Source organism: Cytobacillus oceanisediminis 2691 (genome assembly GCF_000294775.2).
GTDB classification, from domain to species: domain Bacteria; phylum Bacillota; class Bacilli; order Bacillales; family Cytobacillaceae; genus Cytobacillus; species Cytobacillus pseudoceanisediminis.
This window is the reverse complement of the sequence record NZ_CP015506.1, coordinates 1,758,324-1,775,646: the sequence shown is the minus strand read 5'-3', so window position 1 is coordinate 1,775,646 and position 17,323 is coordinate 1,758,324. Positions and strand designations below refer to the sequence as shown.

Here is a 17,323-nt window from a genome sequence, read left to right as displayed (position 1 = left end):
GCATTCTAAGTATGTATTATTCAGCCCAGCTGTAGATTGAGATAGAAATTATCCCGTAATTTTCATGTTTCCGCTGAACCAGTCTTCCGACTGAATCAGGGAGCTCTACATCAGAACCATGTTCGCATAGAATCGTTCCCTGAACCGAAAGCAGATCATTCTCATCAATTAACTTCAGAAGCTTAAGAAGCTGCTGCTTGCGGTAAGGCGGATCGAGAAATATATAATCGAAAACCAGATCCCTTTTTAATATTGCCTTAATGGCACGATCTGCATCATTTCGATATACTTCCGCCTTTTCTTCAAAACCGCATGTCCGAATATTTTCATGGATGGTTTGAATGGCCTTCCCATCCCGATCCACAAAAATAACCTTATCTGCTCCTCTGCTGAGGGCTTCAATGCCAAGACCGCCGCTGCCCGCAAATAGATCAAGCCCAAGGCCCCCTTCGAAATACGGCCCAATTATATTAAAAATAGCTTCTTTAACTTTATCAGTAGTCGGACGGGTTGAACTGCCCGGAACAGCTTTCAATATCTTCCCTTTTCTTGTTCCTGATACCACTCGCATACTATCACCGCTAACCTGCAAATTGTCAATTTTCCTGTCTGCTGAGATCGGAAAACTGCTTTTTTCTATCCTATCCTACCATATCTTACAATTGGTAGCCACCCGGCAAATTGTAAGCGGAATCATCAGCTGAAAAAATTTATAGCATGAAGTGTATATCCGTGAGGATTGTGGAAATAATGTAATTAACAGCATCTATTCGAGGATGTTGTTGCCAACCGCGGAGAAGACTTACGTTTCCCCATAAGTTCTTCCTCCGGTTTCTCCTCTCCCTTTGCCTTCTATCCTGAAAAGGATATAGAAGGACCCTGCAGTTATCTGCAGGGCTTTTTATTTTGGATTCATTTAGTCTGGATCGGACGTCAGATGAATCTCGTCTTCTCTTTCTTCAGCAGTCACTCCAAACAGTGATTTAAACCATTGGATTTCTATAAATACGGTTCCGTTTTGATTGGTTAATGGATTTTCAAGCAGTCCATAATCTTCTTCATTATAAATGAAAACATTTTTATTTAAGTAAAATCGATAGCTGTTATTCCCTTTTGACAAAAGCATCGTTTCCTCACCGGATAGGATCTTAACTTCATATCCTAATGACTTCATCGTCTCTGCAAATGGAAGAAGCCTCTTTCCATCCCTATAGATTAAATCAATGTTTGCTTTCTCAGCACCAGATACCAAAAGCTTTTTTTCTTCCTGGAAATACAGAGGAACAAACGGAGCATCGCTTTTTGTATTCATCGTGAAAAACTGTGTGCTAAGACCTTTCACATCACTTAAGAGCTTGTCCAGCTTTTCTGGAGTCAGAGAATTCACCTTGTTTACTATCATAAAGAAAGCTTTCAGCTCATCATTGGTTAACTCTCCCTGCAGCTCCTGCAGTACTATGCTTCCTTTTTTTGAACTGGGTTTCAGATCTAATAAGCCTGAGGATAAAACATCGATTATCCACACTTGAGTGCTGTCTGCAAGCTTTCTTCGAAACTGCAATGTAATAATATCTTTTTCCAGCATTTTGGCCTCAGTGCGGGGAGATGCAATAAGGATATTTTCATCCTTATATTCAGGATATTGATCAGTAAAGATAATCGTCAAGAATGGGAAATTTCCAATCTCATTTAGTTTTTGGAAATTTAAGCTGGCTGCCTGTATGTCTTCTGAGTATACTTCTGCGTTGTTAACAGCTTTCTTTAACAGTGGTTTTTGCTGCCAGTAAAGTGGTGGAACATTCCCTTTGCCCTCGAAATAATAATAATCGATAAGTTCTAATTTCTTTCGGGCTTTTAGGGGGATTCCCGCTGCCCACGAACCCTCTCTTTTGAAAGAATCCGAAATAGTAATAGACAAGCTTTCAGCCTTAATGCCGGGAATTTCCACAAACCAATCAGTTAACAAAAATGCCTTATTTCTTTCATTTATCGGTACAGCATACTCAAATACCATCTGATCATCAGAAGAAAAAAAGGTAAAAGGATTTTCATCTGCTGAATCACAGGCTTCTCCGGCTCCATTCTTGCATTTCCATTTGAACAGAGCTTCGGGGATAACAAGCCTATATTCTTCCTGTGCCATAAGTCCGTGTATCTTTTGAGTGATTTTAAGTTCATTTAGACGTGTGTCAACTGTGATATCCTGTGTAATCGCCCCGGAACTCTCCAAGGCAATCGCATGCTCAGAATAAGCCTGCCACTGCCACAACAGCATGCCTGAAATGATTCCAGACAAAATTATAAAAATAAATAAAGATGCCTTCCACATTGCTATTCCCTCTTAGTCAATTTTCTTCTAACCTAACAATACCAAAGGGAAGGTCATCCGTCACAATTTTTTTGTATAATTTGTATGAAATTTCATATTTTATGCCCGGGAATTTTTTCATGAACAGAGATCATAAAAAGGACCATAAAAACTTCTCCGCCGGTTACGTTACTTTAATTTATGCAAAATCAAAGTCCACACCATGATCTAAAATACCGCTCACATCCCCAATGCTCATGCAGGTAATTGCCCAATCATCAAACGATACACCTTGTGACGACGTAAATTCTTCAAGTTCACCAAGTGTCAGAGAAAAGACATCCATATTATAAGCTGCTGTCAGCATCCCCTTTGCACTGAGTGCTGCAATGATAGAGACCACAATAAAACCATTCATATGATGAATATGCTTTTTTTCAATTGCAGAAATATCCCTCTTTACCAAATATGCTGCCCACAGAAAAAATGTCATCGAAAAAAAAGGTAAAGCATACATACACTCTCCCCTCTGCTTTTTAGGTGCTACTTCTATTTTTATGCTGAAAATGATAAAGTATGGATGGACAAAAGGCATTTTATTTTTAAGAAGTGAATGCTATGAGTTTTAAGGGGGGCTTTAATTTTGATACAGCGTTTTATAGAAATTGGTGAAGGTTACTCTGATATTTATGAATTAATTGAAATTGCCCAGGCAAATAAGCATCGATTGTCCCACATGGCTGCTTTCCATACGAGCATTAATAATAAAGAAGTGACATCCCTGGCAGTGATACTGAAGCCGACAGACCCTGGCGGATTTCAGCCTTTATATATTTGCCGGGAAGGGATACCTAATCCAAAGACATCACCAAATAAACGATATGATTTATTTGCGGATGCTGCGAAAGCACTTAATAAGGAAATTATTCAGCTGGCAGTAAAGCCTTCTGCTATTTTTAATGAAAAGGAATTATATTATCAGTATTTGATTGGGATTTTAAGGCTTAATCACTATATTGCACCGCTGCAGTAAAAGATTTCACAAAAAGGCATGAGCTTATGCTCACGCCTTTTTAGATTCCCATCTTATAATCATATTCTTTAGCCTTGTCCGGTTTGGAATTTTCAAATTCCGTTTTTAGGAACGGCTTATAGGATGGTTCCACTTTTTTAACAAAAGAATATGAATTTATCTTCTCCATAATTGTTTCCGTATCAGCAAGATCACAATATAGCACAACATATTTCAGCCGCTTTGAAACATAATGCACATTTCCAAATCTTCTTAACATTTTCGCCTGCTTTAATGAATAAAGCCAGACAATTATTCCTTGCCTTTGACCAAGCATATAGTTTTCCCCTTCAGCGATCGTTTGTTTTATTTAGTCTAGCATAGAAAAATGTCAGTTTTCAATGGGAAGGTTCAAACTGTGTACTAATCCAAAACAAAAAACCAGCATTTGCTGGTTTTTTAAGCAGAGCAGCCACAGCTGCCTCCAGAACCGCAGCCCCCTCCGCAGCTTGATTCAAAGAAGGGATTGCCGGCAGGAACTTTAATATGTTCAGAAACAGAACGCCCTATCATCATGCTTATCTCATCCAGCAGATTTTGCAGGCCCGTTTCAGCTCTTCTGAATTCTGCCACATGGTCATCCATATCCATGTCGCGCTTTAGCTCTCTAATAGACATCATTACCCTTTTGTATTCGGGATGATATTTGCCAAATCGCTGAACTTCTTCATACAGTTCTTTCATTTTGACAAAATCCTGTATCTTCCTTTGTGTTTCACTGCTGTTCTTTAATTTATATAAACTTTTGCGGTAATGTTCCGCTTCTTCAGATTCTGTAATCATAGCTGCAAGTTCGTCAGCTTTGTCCAAAATAGCCATTCTTTCTAATGTAGCAAGCAAAACAGCTCACCTCCGTTTCTTATTTTATCATGAAACGGTTTAAAGCTAAAGCAAGTAAACTAAGGGATCACCACAATAAACTCTCTTTTTGAAGATGCTTCAGCACTTTTGCCTTTTATGAGCTCCAATCCAATTCGATGTTTGCCTGATGGAAGTCCTTTGACTATAAAAGCAGCAGAATGGATTTCATCCTTTTTCTTTCCGTTTACATACAGAAGAATTTTGCCCTTTTCTTTGCTGCTTTGTTTCCTAAAGGAAACATCCTGCACAATACATTCAACGAAAATGTCTCTTCCTTTCACCTGGTGTCTGACATAAAAAGGATCTTTAGCTGCGCTTTCAACACCTGAAGGACCCATAAGCGATGCTGCTTCAACTTCTTTTACCGGACTGGCTTCCAATTTTGTTTCTGGTTCTGGCAGATCTTTCTGGCATGCTGCAAGTACAAAAATAACCAGCAATAATAAAATGCATTTTTGCCTCTTCATTATTTTACACTCCTTAATGATGTCATCCGTAACCATCTGATAAAGATAGTGTTTGCCCAGCAGCTTATTTTTACTCTGTAATTATTAAAGTGACAGCTCCTTGCCTGCCTCTGACAAAAGTCAGGCGGAGAGCAGGACAGAACAAATAAAAAGCTCTCTCGGGTAACGAGAAAGCTTCCTAACTGGATTGAGAATTCATAGCCTGAAACATGCTCATCATCATGGAAGCCATTTGCACTCCATTAGTAAATTTTTCAACTTGGTGGGGAATCGTTTTTTTGTAATAATGCAGTGCGGCCACTTCAAGAGATTGAATTTCATTTGGATTTCTGCTCAGTGTTCTATACCAATGAGGCTGCTCACGGATAAATTGCTTTAGTTCCTTTTTTTGTTCTAGATACTCGACAATATCTTTTCTCATCTGTTTAACCCCTTAATCCTTTTTAAATGTAAAAGGGCTGCTTGGTTTAGACACACTTGATTTTGAGCCTCCTGATGGTTTCTGGCCGCCGCCCTGGAATTGGGAAATGACACCCTGTACTGCTGAAAGGGCCTGGCTGAGATTACTGATGTACCCCTGCATTTGATTCGCATCCATTTGCTTAAGAGTACCCATGATACTTCCCATCCAGTCATTTTTTTTCTCTTCTGGCTTTTGTGCTTCATCTTTGTTTTCTTTATAGGAATCCCACCTTGAATCTTCTTCCCCAAGCAAATACCAATCCTCATATAATTCCTGCCAAGTTGTATTTCCAGCCCTGACTTCCTTGATGATTTGCGGATTCTGTTTTACAAACTCTTTAAACTTTTCGACTGAGGGATGAAGTTTCGTTTTAGTCATGCCATATCACCTCGTTCTGATGCAAATGCCTATAATACCATATGAATAGGAATGGAAAAGGTGAATGAAATGCCTGCTCTATTCAGCCATTAAAATAAATTCAAAAATTCTGCCATTAATGATAATATATGAATGCAGAAAGTTATCGAAAGGTGAATTAGAATGAACAGAGAACTTATGGAATTATTTGATCAGTGCACCAAGAATGCAACTGAGGAAGAATTGAGCGCCTTAGAGTCCCTTCTATTAGGTTTTCATAAAAGACAGACCGGTCAAAACAGTTCCTATATCGGCGGACTTCTTCATATGGAACGGCAAATAACCGCGGATGAATGCATTCTGACTGTTCCTTTAAGTCAGATAGTCAATAATCCGCTGGGCATTCTCCATGGAGGAATAACCGCAACCATTATTGACTCTGCCATGGGAACACTTGCAGCATCACTTCTTCCTGAAGGCTTTGGGGCTGTTACGACACAGTTGAACATTCATTATCTTGCAGTTGGTAAAGGAGAATACGTGACATGCAGAGCGACGATTGACCATAAGGGAACAAAAAGCATGGTATTATCTGCAGATGTACTCCGCTCGGATGGAAGAAAAATTGCTCAGGCAACAGGCAGCTTTTTTATCATTGAAAAGAAGAACGTTAATAATTAAAAGCAGGTGGGAAAATGGTCACCGCTATCGTTATACCAATTATTTGCCTTTATTTTTTTTGGCTGACAAAAAAGGAAATGCGTGAGGGTTATGAGAAGTGGGCAAGCTTAAAAAATGTCCCTGAAGAGGCCATAATGTCCGGCGAAGTCGTCCAGATCAGCGAGCGCAGGCAGCGCTATAATTACAGCCGCTATGTTCATGTTCTTGAGCTGACCATCCAAACAAAGAGCAACAAACATTCCAATATTAAAAAAATCACCCCTTTAATGAAAAATACCAGAGTCCCTTCTGTAAAGATTGGCGATTCTGTTCACCTATATGGAAATTGGAAGGATGACTTTTTTCAGGTTGGCCGTATTCAAATTGCAAAAACTGAAAAAGAGCCTCATACTTAGGCTCTTTTTAATTTTAGGTTTCTTCATCAGTTTTTTTTATGAAATTTTGCGTATAATGCTTTTTATAAACTCCAACTCCAAGATGTGTAAATTCTTCGTTCAGCAGACTATCCCGATGGCCTTTGCTGTTAAGCCATCCTTCAACGACGGCGGGGGCATCCGTATAATTTGCAGCTATATTTTCCCCTGCAGCCTCATATGAGACTCCCCCAGCTTCAAGGCGGTCCGACAAATCTCCATAAGTTTTAGAAGTATGAGAAAAGTCATTGCTTTCATACATATCTTTACTATGGGCAAAAGCTGCAGCTGCAGTCATATCATCCCATTTCAACGGCTGTAAATGATGTCTGACCCTTATTACATTTGTAAGGTCAAGAATTTGCTTTTCTTTCGCTCTCTCTACATCTTCCTCAAAGGCAGGAGAAGCCAGGGGGGGCTCCAATAATTCACCACGGTAAACCATTTCATACGGGCGAAGCTTAATTAAGGTGGCTGCATCCATTACTCTCACACTGGAGAGTGTCCCTGTAAATCTATCTATATTCAGCTGTGCATAATACTCTCCAACCATAACCAGCGGCCTTGTATTCAGGTCATCTTCGGACAATTCGAAACGATATGAGCTATCTTTTACTTTAAGGTTGAAATCTGTTTCAAAAAAGACGGATGCATATAATTCACCAATGGGCTGCCCTATTTTGAAAGGATAAATGTCTGCATCTTCACCTGTCGCAAACAAACTAACCACTTTATTTTTGCTTACCCCAGCCTGAATGTACTCAGTACCGCTTTTATTATATATCCACCATTCGTAGCCATAGAAAGAAGGATCTATTCTTGAGGGTGCTCCTAAACTTTCTTTAAGCTCCGCAGCGGATTTCCCTATAAAGGATACCATGCCTTTTTCAGGGAACCCTGTATTGGAAGATAAATTATTGTCATCGTTACTTATATCCTTAATTGCACCAGGCTGTGTATTTTCCTGATTGACAAGTATTTCCCCTTTCTCATTACGTCCAATATCTATGTAAAAGCCCGCTGCCAGAAAAATGGAAATCAAAACTAAAATTCGAAAAAGTGCCCTCAGAGAACCGTCCCTCCCTTCTCTCATTCATTGTATTTAATGTATGTAAAAAGTATAACTTGCAGTGTGTTCTGCATAATGGAACCTAATTAAAATCATGCAATCTATACTATTAATCATACCATTAGGTGTATTGTTTATCTATTCTTTTCACTGAGTTCCCCATGTAAAATAATCTATGTATACAAAGAGCGGTTTCCTTATTAGATTGCTGTTTTGGTCTAGGCAGATAATAAAAAAAGAACACCCTAATGGTGTCCTCTTAATGCTGTGCTTCAGTTCCGTGTTTTGAAATATCAGTAAGCGCTTCTCCAGCCTGGTCATCCGTTAAATGACGGACAGCAAAGTCCCCGAGAGATACTATTCCAACAAGCTTGTCACCTTCCACAACAGGAAGCCTGCGAATTTGATGTTCAGCCATCAAGCGTGCAGCTTCCCGAGCCTCTGTATCCCTGGTAACGGTTACTAAATGGCTGCTCATAATATCTTCTACTTTGGATGAAGCAGGGTGTTTTTCTGCCACACAGCGAAGAACTATATCCCGGTCAGTTATCATTCCTACTAGCTTCTCATTATCCACAATTGGGATAGCCCCTACGTTTAATTCTTTCATCTTAACTGCCACTTCATACACATTGTCCAGTAGAGAACAGCTTTCAACATGGCCGGTCATAATATCACGAATCATTTCCATTTTTTATCCTCCTTGTTTTTTCTCAACAATAAATATGGTCCAATAGTGACCGTGCAGGCCTCCTTGAATATAGCCAACACCAATATGTGTTGCCTTTTTGCTTAGAATATTTTCCCGGTGGACTGAGGAATTCATCCAGGCAGCAAACATTTCATCAGCTGTTTTATAGCCCGCCCCAATATTCTCCTTTACGGTCAGGAAAGAAATCCGCTGATTCCTTAACATTTCAATAGGATTTCCATATGTAGGAGAATTATGTGAAACATATTCTAATTTCATCATGTCCAAAGACTTTTTCTTGGCTGCACCATTCAGATGCAAATCGGCAGATAATGGTTTAAGCCTTAATTCTTTTCGTTTTTGGTTGGCAAGCTTGATAAGCTCAATTTCATTCACATCCATTTTGGGAATAGCAATTTCCCTTCCATCACCGGGAATGATAATAATTTCACCAGGAAAAATTAAATCAGGGTTTTCTATTTGGGGGTTGCTATTAATAATTTCTTGTAAATCCTGCTGGAATCTTAGCGCAATTTCCCAAAGAGTGTCCTTTTGCTCAACCCTGTAATCTGTTGCTGCGCCCGCATGATCTGCTGTGAAAAAAATAAGAAAAAAGAAGATAATAATGGTTTTGAATTTCCGCAATTGACGCTTCCCCTTTCACAGTTTGGCAGCACCGAGTTTATATTTGCTAATGTTAAGGCAGCCAGTCATTCAATTATGGCATTTCAACTAACGTTCTTTCAGAGATCGATGTTTTCTTGCATGAATCCGTTGCAAGTTATCCTTTTTTCTACTATTATTAAATTTGAGATAAACTTGTTAAAATTATGCATGGATCGTTCATCTGAACCATGGATTGTTTTCAGGAGGGACAATTATGAAATTTGAAAACACAGGTCTGGAAAATAAAAAAGCAGACTTAACCCGCTTAGATGAAGTAATGCTTTCACACGGCCTGGTCCGTGAAGGGCAATGGGATTATGAAAGAGTTACATATGACCGTAAGTTCGAATTAAAAGAGGGTGTATTTTACCTTCGTGTGTTTGGATATGCTGCTGAAGGAGATGTAGGTGCACATAGAGCAAATATCCAGCTTATGACTCCCCTGCTTGGCAAACATTATTATCCGCATGGGGTAGAATACGGTGAAGGAGAAACCTTCCCTAAATCATTAGTAAGTCAATGCGAAAAAATTCTAAGTGAGATCAAAGCAGAGATTGACCAATTCGCTGAGTAATTTTTGCTTTTTCATTATGATTTATGAATTTATTTTTAACATGGAAAAGACGCATGAACATCATGCGTCTTTTTACATTAGCTGTATGACCTTCAAAAAATCATCGTTCCGGAAGACTGTTTCCCGCAGGTATAATTTTTTGAATTGAGAGATCAACTCTTTTAACTTCCAGTCCGGTTAAATGAACAATTTCATCTTTGATTTCTTCCTGAATCTGGAGAGTTTCTTCCAAAATATTTTTTCCCTTTATAAAGTTAAGCTTAATCTTCAGATATACTTCAGTGTTTTTAAAAGATATTGAGATCGGGTCTTTTATTTTCTTAAAGAATGTGAATCTTTCATGATTAAGAGGAATGACGCTTTCTCTTTCCTGCAGGGTCGATTCTACGATTGCGGAGATTATATCACTGGCTGCCTGAATCGTCTCGAAGTCAAGATGATCATTATGCATCTTTCTTTCACTTCTTTCTGTACGATTTATTATATATCGGGCAATAATCTCTCAGTTTTAAACCAAATTACTTTCAGTTTTTATAATATTTAATGCATACTATAATCAAAGTGTTACGATCTTTTGATGGTTAACAAAATTGGGGAAGGGGACTTATTTTGTCTGCGATATTCACAAAACGTTTTTTATTAATATTGATTGCTGTAATTCTTATAACTGCCGTTTTTTATTTCATTTTGCCTGTTTCTGTTCCGCTGATTGTTGCATTTATTACCGCATTAATCCTGGAGCCGGTTGTGAAACTGCTGCAAAATAAAATAAAAATAAACCGAAGAGTATCCGTGCTGATTACTTTTCTAGGATTTGTCCTCTTCATTGGCTTATCAGGCTATTTTATTACGACAAAAGTGATAACTGAAGCCATTAAACTTGTTGAGAATGCTCCTATGTACATTAATGAAATCACAAAAGCATGGCTCAGGGCAGAAGCGGACTTTTCCAATGCCGCCAAAGACCTTCCTAAAGACCTTGTTGATGAAATAAGCAACCAGATTCAATCCTTCTTGAATAAAACGAAGAATGACCTTGTCGCTTACGTAAATATTGATAGCTTAAAAGCACTTCTGACAAACATCCCGAATTATCTTGTCAGTTTCATCGTATATTTGATTGCATTATTTTTGTTTTTAATAGATCTTCCCCGATTAAGGAAAGGCTTATATAATCACCTTACAGAAAAAACAGCAGATAAAGTCAAGTTTATGACTTCACGGCTGTCCTATGTCGGATTTGGCTTTTTTAAGGCCCAATTTCTAGTAAGTGTGATTATCTTTATCGTTTCCCTGATTGGATTATTATTCATCAATCCAGAAATGGCATTGATCATGTCTATAATCATTTGGATTATTGACTTTATCCCTATTATTGGCTCGATTGTCATTCTTGGCCCATGGGCATTGTTCCACCTGCTGACAGGAGATTTAGCTATGGGTACACAATTGGCAATTCTTGCAGCCGTCCTGTTAATTATCCGCAGAACAGTAGAGCCAAAGGTAATGGGCACCCATATAGGGCTATCTCCGCTTGCTACGCTAATAGCCATGTATCTAGGCCTGAAACTCATTGGAATACTGGGATTCATTATTGGCCCATTACTGGTCATTGCGTTTAATTCCGCAAAAGAAGCAGGACTTATTAGGATGAATTTCAAAATATAAACTCAATGAATAAGTAAAAAAGCGTCCGCTAGGACGCTTTTTCTTTCCTGCATATATCTCTACTGAGTTTTCTTAAAAAAAGTCATAGAAAAAGGATTGTTGAACAGGAATTTTTCTTTCCAGTATCTCAGCATCATTTCTTGGTCCTTTAATTTCGCCTAAATCATATAACTCCATTGGCCTCTTATAGCCAATTATAATCGCTGAAAGGGCATTGATAGACAAGCGCAGACCTCGAGCTGGAGGTTTTGTGCATTGGCTTCCTTCTTTCTCTTTAAACACCCTGACACCATCGCCTGCAATTAAGTAGCTTCCATTATTCCATGGTGCATGGTGATCCTCAATATGCAGAAAGACATTTTCACTATTTTCATTGAATGAATATTGGCTGAGACACTTATCAGCATTGACGATTCTCCCCATAAAGTAAGGGAAAACTTCCATTTTTAAATGTGGCTGATTCAGGTAATAAGGAAATGGATCGTGTACTGATGTAATGATCTTTACTTCCTCAACCATCGAATCATGCTGACAGATAAAATTCCATAAATTCACTCTGGCTTCCTGATTTAAAGCTGCAAATTCTTCGACCTCCATTTTATTGTCTTTTACTTTGAATAAAATATAGCCCTGTCCTTCACCTGCTTCGTCAAAGTACACCGCAACCTGATAGTCTGAATAAACAAAGTTCTCCCACCAATATGCGTCTCTTACAAGCCCGCCTGAATACCGCAGCATATATTCTTTATAAATTTTTTCTATGGTTTTTGTGTGCTGGTTCTTAGTATATCGTTTAATGGTCCCTGAAGGTTTTCCGGCCATTTGTAAATCTTTTTTGTTAATAAGGGTTTTCTTATATTCGGTGAATATCTCCCATCCGAATTTCCGATAGAAAGAAATATTAAAAGGATGCAAAAATGAAAAAAGCTGATCCTTTTTGTCCATCTCGATCAAAGCGTGCTTTATCAGGCTGCTTACATACCCTTTTCTCCTGAATTCAGGATATGTTGCCACACCTGCAACACCTCCCATGTTCCATTCAAATCCATTAATATGAACTTTAAGTGGGATGATGTGGAGCTTCGCAGCCAGGCTTCCCTCTTCCCAGATACCAAAAATGGAATGATTATTTAATCGGTCCTTCCTGGCTGGGATGTCGGCTTCAGGCACATTGTACTGAAAAGCATACATGGAAAGCTTCATGGCCTCTATATATTCATTCTCTGATAATTTTCTTACAGACACAAAATTCACTCCCAATTAAATATCCTTATAATATTCGCCATAAACTTAATAAGTCCTTTTAAAACAGGAAGTGGATATAATTATGAGCATAAAAAAATACCGCTGAATAGATAGCGGCATCTTTAACCTGTTACGTACCCAAAATCGCCTTAATGACAGAGGTTGTTTCTCCGCCGTGATAGAAAACATACAGCAGCAAATAGACTGCAACACCTGTTATGCCAGTAAAGAACCAGACTACACTAGTAACCGGGCCTAATTTTCTATGTGCTGCCAATTTATTTTTATAGCCTGTATATAATGAGATAATTCCTAATACTGCTCCTACAGTTGCAAGCGTAATATGAAAAATCAAGAAAATTGTATAATAAATTTTTATATCATCAGGGCCCCCAAAAGCAGTATTTCCTATAAATACTGTTCTGCTGGCATATATGATAAAGAAAATAACAGCAAACACAGCAGCCAAGGTCATTGTTTTTTTATGAGCTTCAAGCTTCTTTTGGCTAATTTGAACCCATCCAATCGCAACCGTTATTGCACTGAGTACAATAAAAGTAGTGCTGATGGTAGGCAGTATAGGCAATGAGTATTCCATAGATTCTTCCTCTCTCCAATATCGGTTTGAAATTCAGCAGTATGTTGTTGATTAGTACAAAGTTAATTTTAGTAGAGTGCACTGTTTTTTTCAACAAACTGTAAGGGCTTTTCATAAAAGTTCCTTAATTGTTCAATATTTATCAATTAGTAAGTGATAGATTTCATTGCTGGTTTAAGAAAAAGGAAAAATAAGTATTTTATAAAAAAAACTCCAGCCGCTGACTGGAGTTTCATTATTTTACTAAATGCGGATTTAGCATTGTTTCTTCCTCTGAAGGTGTAATTTCCTGTTCTTTTTTATACCATGCATAGAAGATTTGCGCGAGGATGATGCCATAGACAATTTCCTGGATGATCTTCATAATTACGCCGCCAAGCTGCTGGTCGTGTATAAGTGACATTGAATTAAACATTTCGGGTCCGCTGAGGTTCAGGCTTGCCAGTGTTGCAGAAGGGACACACAACTGAAGCGCCTGCGCCCAGGCATTCGGATCAGAATATGTGTTGTACATTGGAGTATCTGCAAATATGATCAGTGCACACGCTGGTGTCAATAAAACACCATTGGCAAAAACATATCCTACCTTTTTCAGACCGTCAAGGGATTCCATTTCAGGGAGCTCATTAATCGTCGGCCACCACATAAAGATTGCAAGCAGGAACAGAGCAGATGTATACACAGTATGGAACATCATATCTGTTTTGACTACATCAAAAACATCCGGTATGTGGTAAATGGAAAATACTCCATTAAACAGGATTATGGCTATTAATGGCTTTGTAAAAAGACGGAATACAGGTTTAATAGCTTTGTGATTAATCACTGCTCTCCATAACCATTGAGGGACTCCCATGACAACAAGGGGAGGAACAACTAAATACAGGATAGCCATTTGAATCATATGTGCATAGAACATTAAATGGCCCATCAAATCCACAGGGGAGCCCTTAATTACATATAACACGATCATCGCGACAGTAAAATAAACACCCTGCCTTCTAGTTAAAGGCTCGCTATTCTTGAACTTTCCGCGGTACTTTATTGTAATCATATAGTAGCCTGTAAGTATCAATAGTACAAATAAAAAGAAATATGGACTCCAAAGTGCACGAAAACCGAATATTTCTAAAGACATGCTTTCACCTCATTCAATATTGCTCAACTGCCATAAACGCATCCTGCCATGAATATTCTGCTTTCCATATTGACAAGTATCATTATACTCTTTTCAGCCTGCAATCTCAATAAATCAATAAATGCTTATTAATTTGCTAAAGCTGCGTTACATAAAAAGAAAATCGGCCATCAGCCGATTTTCTCTTATACTTACCACCAAATAACAGTCAAGAAAGCAATGATTGTGATAAATCCGACTAATGCTCCGGAATATAAGAACAATGCAGGTGCTTCATGACCTTTGTGACTCATATGCATGAAATAATATAATTGAAAGATTACTTGCACAATTGCAAGAATCAGGATGAATGGAACAATAAACCATCCAGAGAAACCTTCATAACCTGCTGCTACGAACGCAACAATTGTCAGGAAGATCATAAGTGCAAAGGTGATAACTTGATGTTTCATCTCTTCTGCACTTTTTTTGCGTCTATATTCAATGTCTACTCTTGGGTTACCTGAGTTTGGTTGTTGATTGGCCATCAGTTTATCCCACCATTCCCATTAAATATACTACAGTGAAGATGAATACCCAAACAACGTCGATGAAGTGCCAGTACAGGCTGGCAACATAGAACTTAGGAGCATTGTAAAGGCTTAATCCCCTCTTGCTGTTGCGGATCATTAAAGTAGTGATCCACAGTAAACCAAATGCAACGTGACCACCATGGAAGCCGACTAATGTATAGAAAGCTGAACCAAAGGCGCTGCTTGTAAAGCTATGATGGAATTCATGCACATAGTGATTGAACTCGTAAATTTCCAATCCTAGGAATCCAAGTCCAAGCAAAACAGTAATTCCAAGCCATAGCTGCATCTTTTTAAAGTTAAAATTCTTCATGTGGTACATAGCGTACACGCTTGTTAACGAGCTTGTTAATAATAGCATCGTCATAATGAATGCCAATGGAATTTCAAACAAGTCCTTCGCTAAAGCCATATCACTGCTAGGTACTTTATCTTTTAAAGCAAGGTATGTTGCGAAGAGGGATGCGAATAGAACCGTCTCTCCCCCAAGGAAAAACCAGAAACCTAAGAATTTGTTCTTGGCTTCGAGGGTTTGCTTTTCAGGCGACGCCGGCCAAGTTTCATAAGTCATTTTTTGTTCAGCAGCCATTATGCCTTAACCCCCTTATCATTATTATCTTCCAAATCTTCTTTATGAATGTGGTATCCATGATCATCCTTAACAGAACGAACAAACATAGAACCTAAGGTAATAAGCATACCAGCGATTAGGACTGGAATACCCCAGCTATGCTCCGCTCGGTACATTGCACCAAATGCAGCAACAAATAGACCTAAAGAAATTACAAATGGAATGAAAGAGTTGTTTGGCATATGAATATCACCAAGCGGTTCAGCAGGTGACATGCCTTTTTTGCCTTCCATTTTTTCAAGCCAATATGCATCAAGACCGCGAACCAGCGGAAGCTGCTTAAAGTTGTAGAATGGTGGCGGTGATGGAATGGCCCATTCTAAAGTACGGCCATCTCCCCAAGGATCATTGCCAACTTTTTCATTTTTAACACTTGTAATGACAATATTAATTAACATAATGATTACTGCAGCTGCCATGAAGAAGGCACCGACAGTACTAACCATATTTGCCGTTTCAAGTCCCTGTCCAGGAAGGAAAGTGAAGATACGGCGAGGCATTCCCCAAAGGCCGAGGAAATGCTGGATAAAGAATGTTAAATGGAATCCAATAAAGAATAATACGAATGTAATTTTTCCAAGGAACTCGTTTAGCATTGTTCCGAACATCTTTGGCCAGTATAGATGTGCACCTGCAAATAATGCAAACACAACACCGCCGACAATAACGTAATGGAAGTGAGCAACTACAAAGTAGCTATCATGGTACTGATAATCCTGTGCAGCAGATGCAAGCATTACACCAGTTACACCGCCGGCTACGAAGGAAGGAATAAAGGCAACAGCCCAAAGCATTGGAGTTGTGAACGTTATGCTTCCGCCCCACATTGTAAATAGCCAGTTAAAGATCTTAATACCAGTCGGTACTGCAATCGCCATAGTGGCAACAGCAAAAATTGCGTTAGCAATCGGCCCCATACCAGTTGTAAACATATGGTGAGCCCAAACCATGAATCCTAAGAAACCAATAAGAACCGTTGCGAATACCATGGAAGAGTATCCGAAAAGACGCTTTCTTGAAAAAATCGCAAATATCTCAGAGAAAATACCGAAAGCCGGCAATACCAAGATATAAACTTCAGGGTGACCAAAAATCCAGAAGAAATGCTCCCAGATAATTGTATTACCGCCCATTGCCGGATCAAAGAAGTTAGATCCAAACATACGGTCGAAAATTAACAGGAATAATCCTACTGTTAAAGCAGGGAATGCAAACAAAATCAATGCAGATGTAACAAAAGTTGCCCATGTGAACATCGGCATACGCATGTATGTCATACCAGGAGCACGCATGTTAATGATGGTAACAAGGAAGTTAATACCCCCGATTAACGTACCAGCCCCTGATATCTGCAGCCCAAGTGCATAGAAGTCGATCCCATGCCCTTCAGAAGCAATTGATAAAGAAGCATAAGAAGTCCAGCCGGCATCAGGAGCTCCGCCTAAGAACCATGATAGGTTCAAGAAAACTCCGCCAAAGAAAAACAGCCAGAATCCTAAAGAATTCAAGAATGGGAACGCAACGTCACGCGCACCGATTTGAAGTGGCATAACTGCATTCATAAAAGCAAAAATTAGTGGCATAGCCGCCAAGAAGATCATCGTTGTACCGTGCATTGTTAATATCTCATTATACAATCCGGCACTTACAAAGTCATTATTTGGTACTGCTAGCTGGATACGGATGAACATGGCTTCCAATCCGCCAAGCAAGAAGAAAAATCCGCCAGCTATAAGATAAAGGATTGCGATTTTTTTATGGTCAACTGTTGTTAAGTAATCCCATAAAACCGCTCCGAAACCTTTTTTTTGTGCTAAGGTACTCACAATTTTACCTCCCTTTTCAAAAA

Annotated in this window: 23 protein-coding genes; 5 read left to right on the top strand and 18 right to left on the bottom strand. The window is 38.9% G+C overall.

Features of this window, described 5'->3' with window-relative positions:
* Positions 1 to 16: 16 nt before the first annotated feature.
* The 3 genes from rsmD to A361_RS09065 all read right to left on the bottom strand — a co-directional run bounded on the left by rsmD (position 17) and on the right by A361_RS09065 (position 2,801).
* A complete protein-coding gene (gene rsmD / locus A361_RS09075) occupies positions 17 to 571 on the bottom strand; it encodes a 16S rRNA (guanine(966)-N(2))-methyltransferase RsmD (protein WP_009330922.1) in 555 nt (184 codons plus the stop codon).
* Between the two features lie 345 nt (positions 572 to 916).
* The gene (locus tag A361_RS09070) at positions 917 to 2,329 is read right to left on the bottom strand and encodes a stalk domain-containing protein (RefSeq protein WP_019381697.1); all 1,413 of its coding nucleotides are present in this window, start codon (positions 2,327 to 2,329) and stop codon (positions 917 to 919) included.
* A 178-nt stretch (positions 2,330 to 2,507) separates the two neighbouring features.
* Positions 2,508 to 2,801: a hypothetical protein gene (locus tag A361_RS09065; protein WP_236888012.1), complete on the bottom strand. Its 294-nt coding sequence runs from the start codon at positions 2,799 to 2,801 to the stop codon at positions 2,508 to 2,510.
* A gap of 150 nt (positions 2,802 to 2,951) precedes the next feature.
* Between A361_RS09065 and A361_RS09060 the strand changes: the two genes are divergently transcribed.
* The gene (locus tag A361_RS09060; protein WP_009330925.1) at positions 2,952 to 3,341 is read left to right on the top strand and encodes a DUF7147 family protein; all 390 of its coding nucleotides are present in this window, start codon (positions 2,952 to 2,954) and stop codon (positions 3,339 to 3,341) included.
* A gap of 40 nt (positions 3,342 to 3,381) precedes the next feature.
* Here A361_RS09060 and A361_RS09055 read toward each other — a convergent pair whose 3' ends face one another.
* The 5 genes from A361_RS09055 to A361_RS09035 form a co-directional block, all read right to left on the bottom strand.
* A complete protein-coding gene (locus A361_RS09055; RefSeq protein ID WP_009330926.1) occupies positions 3,382 to 3,657 on the bottom strand; it encodes a YlbG family protein in 276 nt (91 codons plus the stop codon).
* Positions 3,658 to 3,779: 122 nt separating this feature from the next.
* Complete coding sequence (locus tag A361_RS09050) at positions 3,780 to 4,220, bottom strand: YlbF family regulator (RefSeq protein WP_009330927.1); 441 nt, start codon at positions 4,218 to 4,220, stop codon at positions 3,780 to 3,782.
* Between the two features lie 59 nt (positions 4,221 to 4,279).
* Positions 4,280 to 4,708, bottom strand: coding sequence for a hypothetical protein (locus A361_RS09045; RefSeq protein ID WP_019381695.1), 429 nt, complete (start codon positions 4,706 to 4,708; stop codon positions 4,280 to 4,282).
* A 178-nt stretch (positions 4,709 to 4,886) separates the two neighbouring features.
* Positions 4,887 to 5,129, bottom strand: a complete 243-nt coding sequence (locus tag A361_RS09040) for a YlbE-like family protein (protein WP_009330929.1) — start codon at positions 5,127 to 5,129, stop codon at positions 4,887 to 4,889.
* Positions 5,130 to 5,141: 12 nt separating this feature from the next.
* Positions 5,142 to 5,549: a YlbD family protein gene (locus tag A361_RS09035; protein ID WP_009330930.1), complete on the bottom strand. Its 408-nt coding sequence runs from the start codon at positions 5,547 to 5,549 to the stop codon at positions 5,142 to 5,144.
* A 162-nt stretch (positions 5,550 to 5,711) separates the two neighbouring features.
* Here A361_RS09035 and A361_RS09030 point away from each other — a divergent pair, with 162 nt between their 5' ends.
* Positions 5,712 to 6,209, top strand: a complete 498-nt coding sequence (locus A361_RS09030) for a PaaI family thioesterase (protein ID WP_009330931.1) — start codon at positions 5,712 to 5,714, stop codon at positions 6,207 to 6,209.
* Positions 6,210 to 6,223: 14 nt separating this feature from the next.
* Positions 6,224 to 6,604, top strand: coding sequence for a hypothetical protein (locus tag A361_RS09025; protein ID WP_009330932.1), 381 nt, complete (start codon positions 6,224 to 6,226; stop codon positions 6,602 to 6,604).
* A 13-nt stretch (positions 6,605 to 6,617) separates the two neighbouring features.
* Here A361_RS09025 and A361_RS09020 read toward each other — a convergent pair whose 3' ends face one another.
* The 3 genes from A361_RS09020 to A361_RS09010 form a co-directional block, all read right to left on the bottom strand.
* On the bottom strand, positions 6,618 to 7,715 hold the full coding sequence (locus A361_RS09020; protein WP_019381693.1) for a CAP domain-containing protein: 1,098 nt from the start codon (positions 7,713 to 7,715) through the stop codon (positions 6,618 to 6,620).
* Between the two features lie 235 nt (positions 7,716 to 7,950).
* A complete protein-coding gene (locus tag A361_RS09015; RefSeq protein WP_009330934.1) occupies positions 7,951 to 8,382 on the bottom strand; it encodes a CBS domain-containing protein in 432 nt (143 codons plus the stop codon).
* A gap of 3 nt (positions 8,383 to 8,385) precedes the next feature.
* The gene (locus A361_RS09010) at positions 8,386 to 9,027 is read right to left on the bottom strand and encodes a CAP domain-containing protein (RefSeq protein WP_009330935.1); all 642 of its coding nucleotides are present in this window, start codon (positions 9,025 to 9,027) and stop codon (positions 8,386 to 8,388) included.
* A 235-nt stretch (positions 9,028 to 9,262) separates the two neighbouring features.
* Here A361_RS09010 and A361_RS09005 point away from each other — a divergent pair, with 235 nt between their 5' ends.
* Complete coding sequence (locus A361_RS09005; RefSeq protein ID WP_009330936.1) at positions 9,263 to 9,622, top strand: YugN family protein; 360 nt, start codon at positions 9,263 to 9,265, stop codon at positions 9,620 to 9,622.
* Between the two features lie 100 nt (positions 9,623 to 9,722).
* Here A361_RS09005 and A361_RS09000 read toward each other — a convergent pair whose 3' ends face one another.
* Positions 9,723 to 10,073 (bottom strand): Asp23/Gls24 family envelope stress response protein, encoded by a 351-nt coding sequence (locus tag A361_RS09000; protein ID WP_019381692.1) that lies wholly within the window; start codon positions 10,071 to 10,073, stop codon positions 9,723 to 9,725.
* 158 nt (positions 10,074 to 10,231) lie between these two features.
* On the opposite strand from A361_RS09000, the gene ytvI reads away from it, so the two are divergent.
* Positions 10,232 to 11,290: a sporulation integral membrane protein YtvI gene (ytvI, locus tag A361_RS08995; RefSeq protein ID WP_009330938.1), complete on the top strand. Its 1,059-nt coding sequence runs from the start codon at positions 10,232 to 10,234 to the stop codon at positions 11,288 to 11,290.
* A gap of 72 nt (positions 11,291 to 11,362) precedes the next feature.
* Here the strand turns inward: ytvI and A361_RS08990 are convergent, their stop codons facing one another.
* The 6 genes from A361_RS08990 to ctaD all read right to left on the bottom strand — a co-directional run bounded on the left by A361_RS08990 (position 11,363) and on the right by ctaD (position 17,300).
* Positions 11,363 to 12,535: a GNAT family N-acetyltransferase gene (locus A361_RS08990; protein ID WP_019381691.1), complete on the bottom strand. Its 1,173-nt coding sequence runs from the start codon at positions 12,533 to 12,535 to the stop codon at positions 11,363 to 11,365.
* Positions 12,536 to 12,665: 130 nt separating this feature from the next.
* Complete coding sequence (locus A361_RS08985; RefSeq protein ID WP_009330940.1) at positions 12,666 to 13,133, bottom strand: DUF420 domain-containing protein; 468 nt, start codon at positions 13,131 to 13,133, stop codon at positions 12,666 to 12,668.
* 235 nt (positions 13,134 to 13,368) lie between these two features.
* Positions 13,369 to 14,271 (bottom strand): cytochrome c oxidase assembly factor CtaG, encoded by a 903-nt coding sequence (ctaG, locus tag A361_RS08980; RefSeq protein ID WP_019381690.1) that lies wholly within the window; start codon positions 14,269 to 14,271, stop codon positions 13,369 to 13,371.
* Between the two features lie 191 nt (positions 14,272 to 14,462).
* A complete protein-coding gene (gene ctaF / locus A361_RS08975) occupies positions 14,463 to 14,798 on the bottom strand; it encodes a cytochrome c oxidase subunit IVB (RefSeq protein ID WP_009330942.1) in 336 nt (111 codons plus the stop codon).
* Positions 14,799 to 14,802: 4 nt separating this feature from the next.
* A complete protein-coding gene (locus A361_RS08970) occupies positions 14,803 to 15,432 on the bottom strand; it encodes a cytochrome (ubi)quinol oxidase subunit III (RefSeq protein WP_009330943.1) in 630 nt (209 codons plus the stop codon).
* The gene (ctaD, locus tag A361_RS08965; RefSeq protein WP_009330944.1) at positions 15,432 to 17,300 is read right to left on the bottom strand and encodes a cytochrome c oxidase subunit I; all 1,869 of its coding nucleotides are present in this window, start codon (positions 17,298 to 17,300) and stop codon (positions 15,432 to 15,434) included. Before ctaD ends, A361_RS08970 begins: the two co-directional genes overlap by 1 nt.
* Between the last annotated feature and the right edge of the window lie 23 nt (positions 17,301 to 17,323).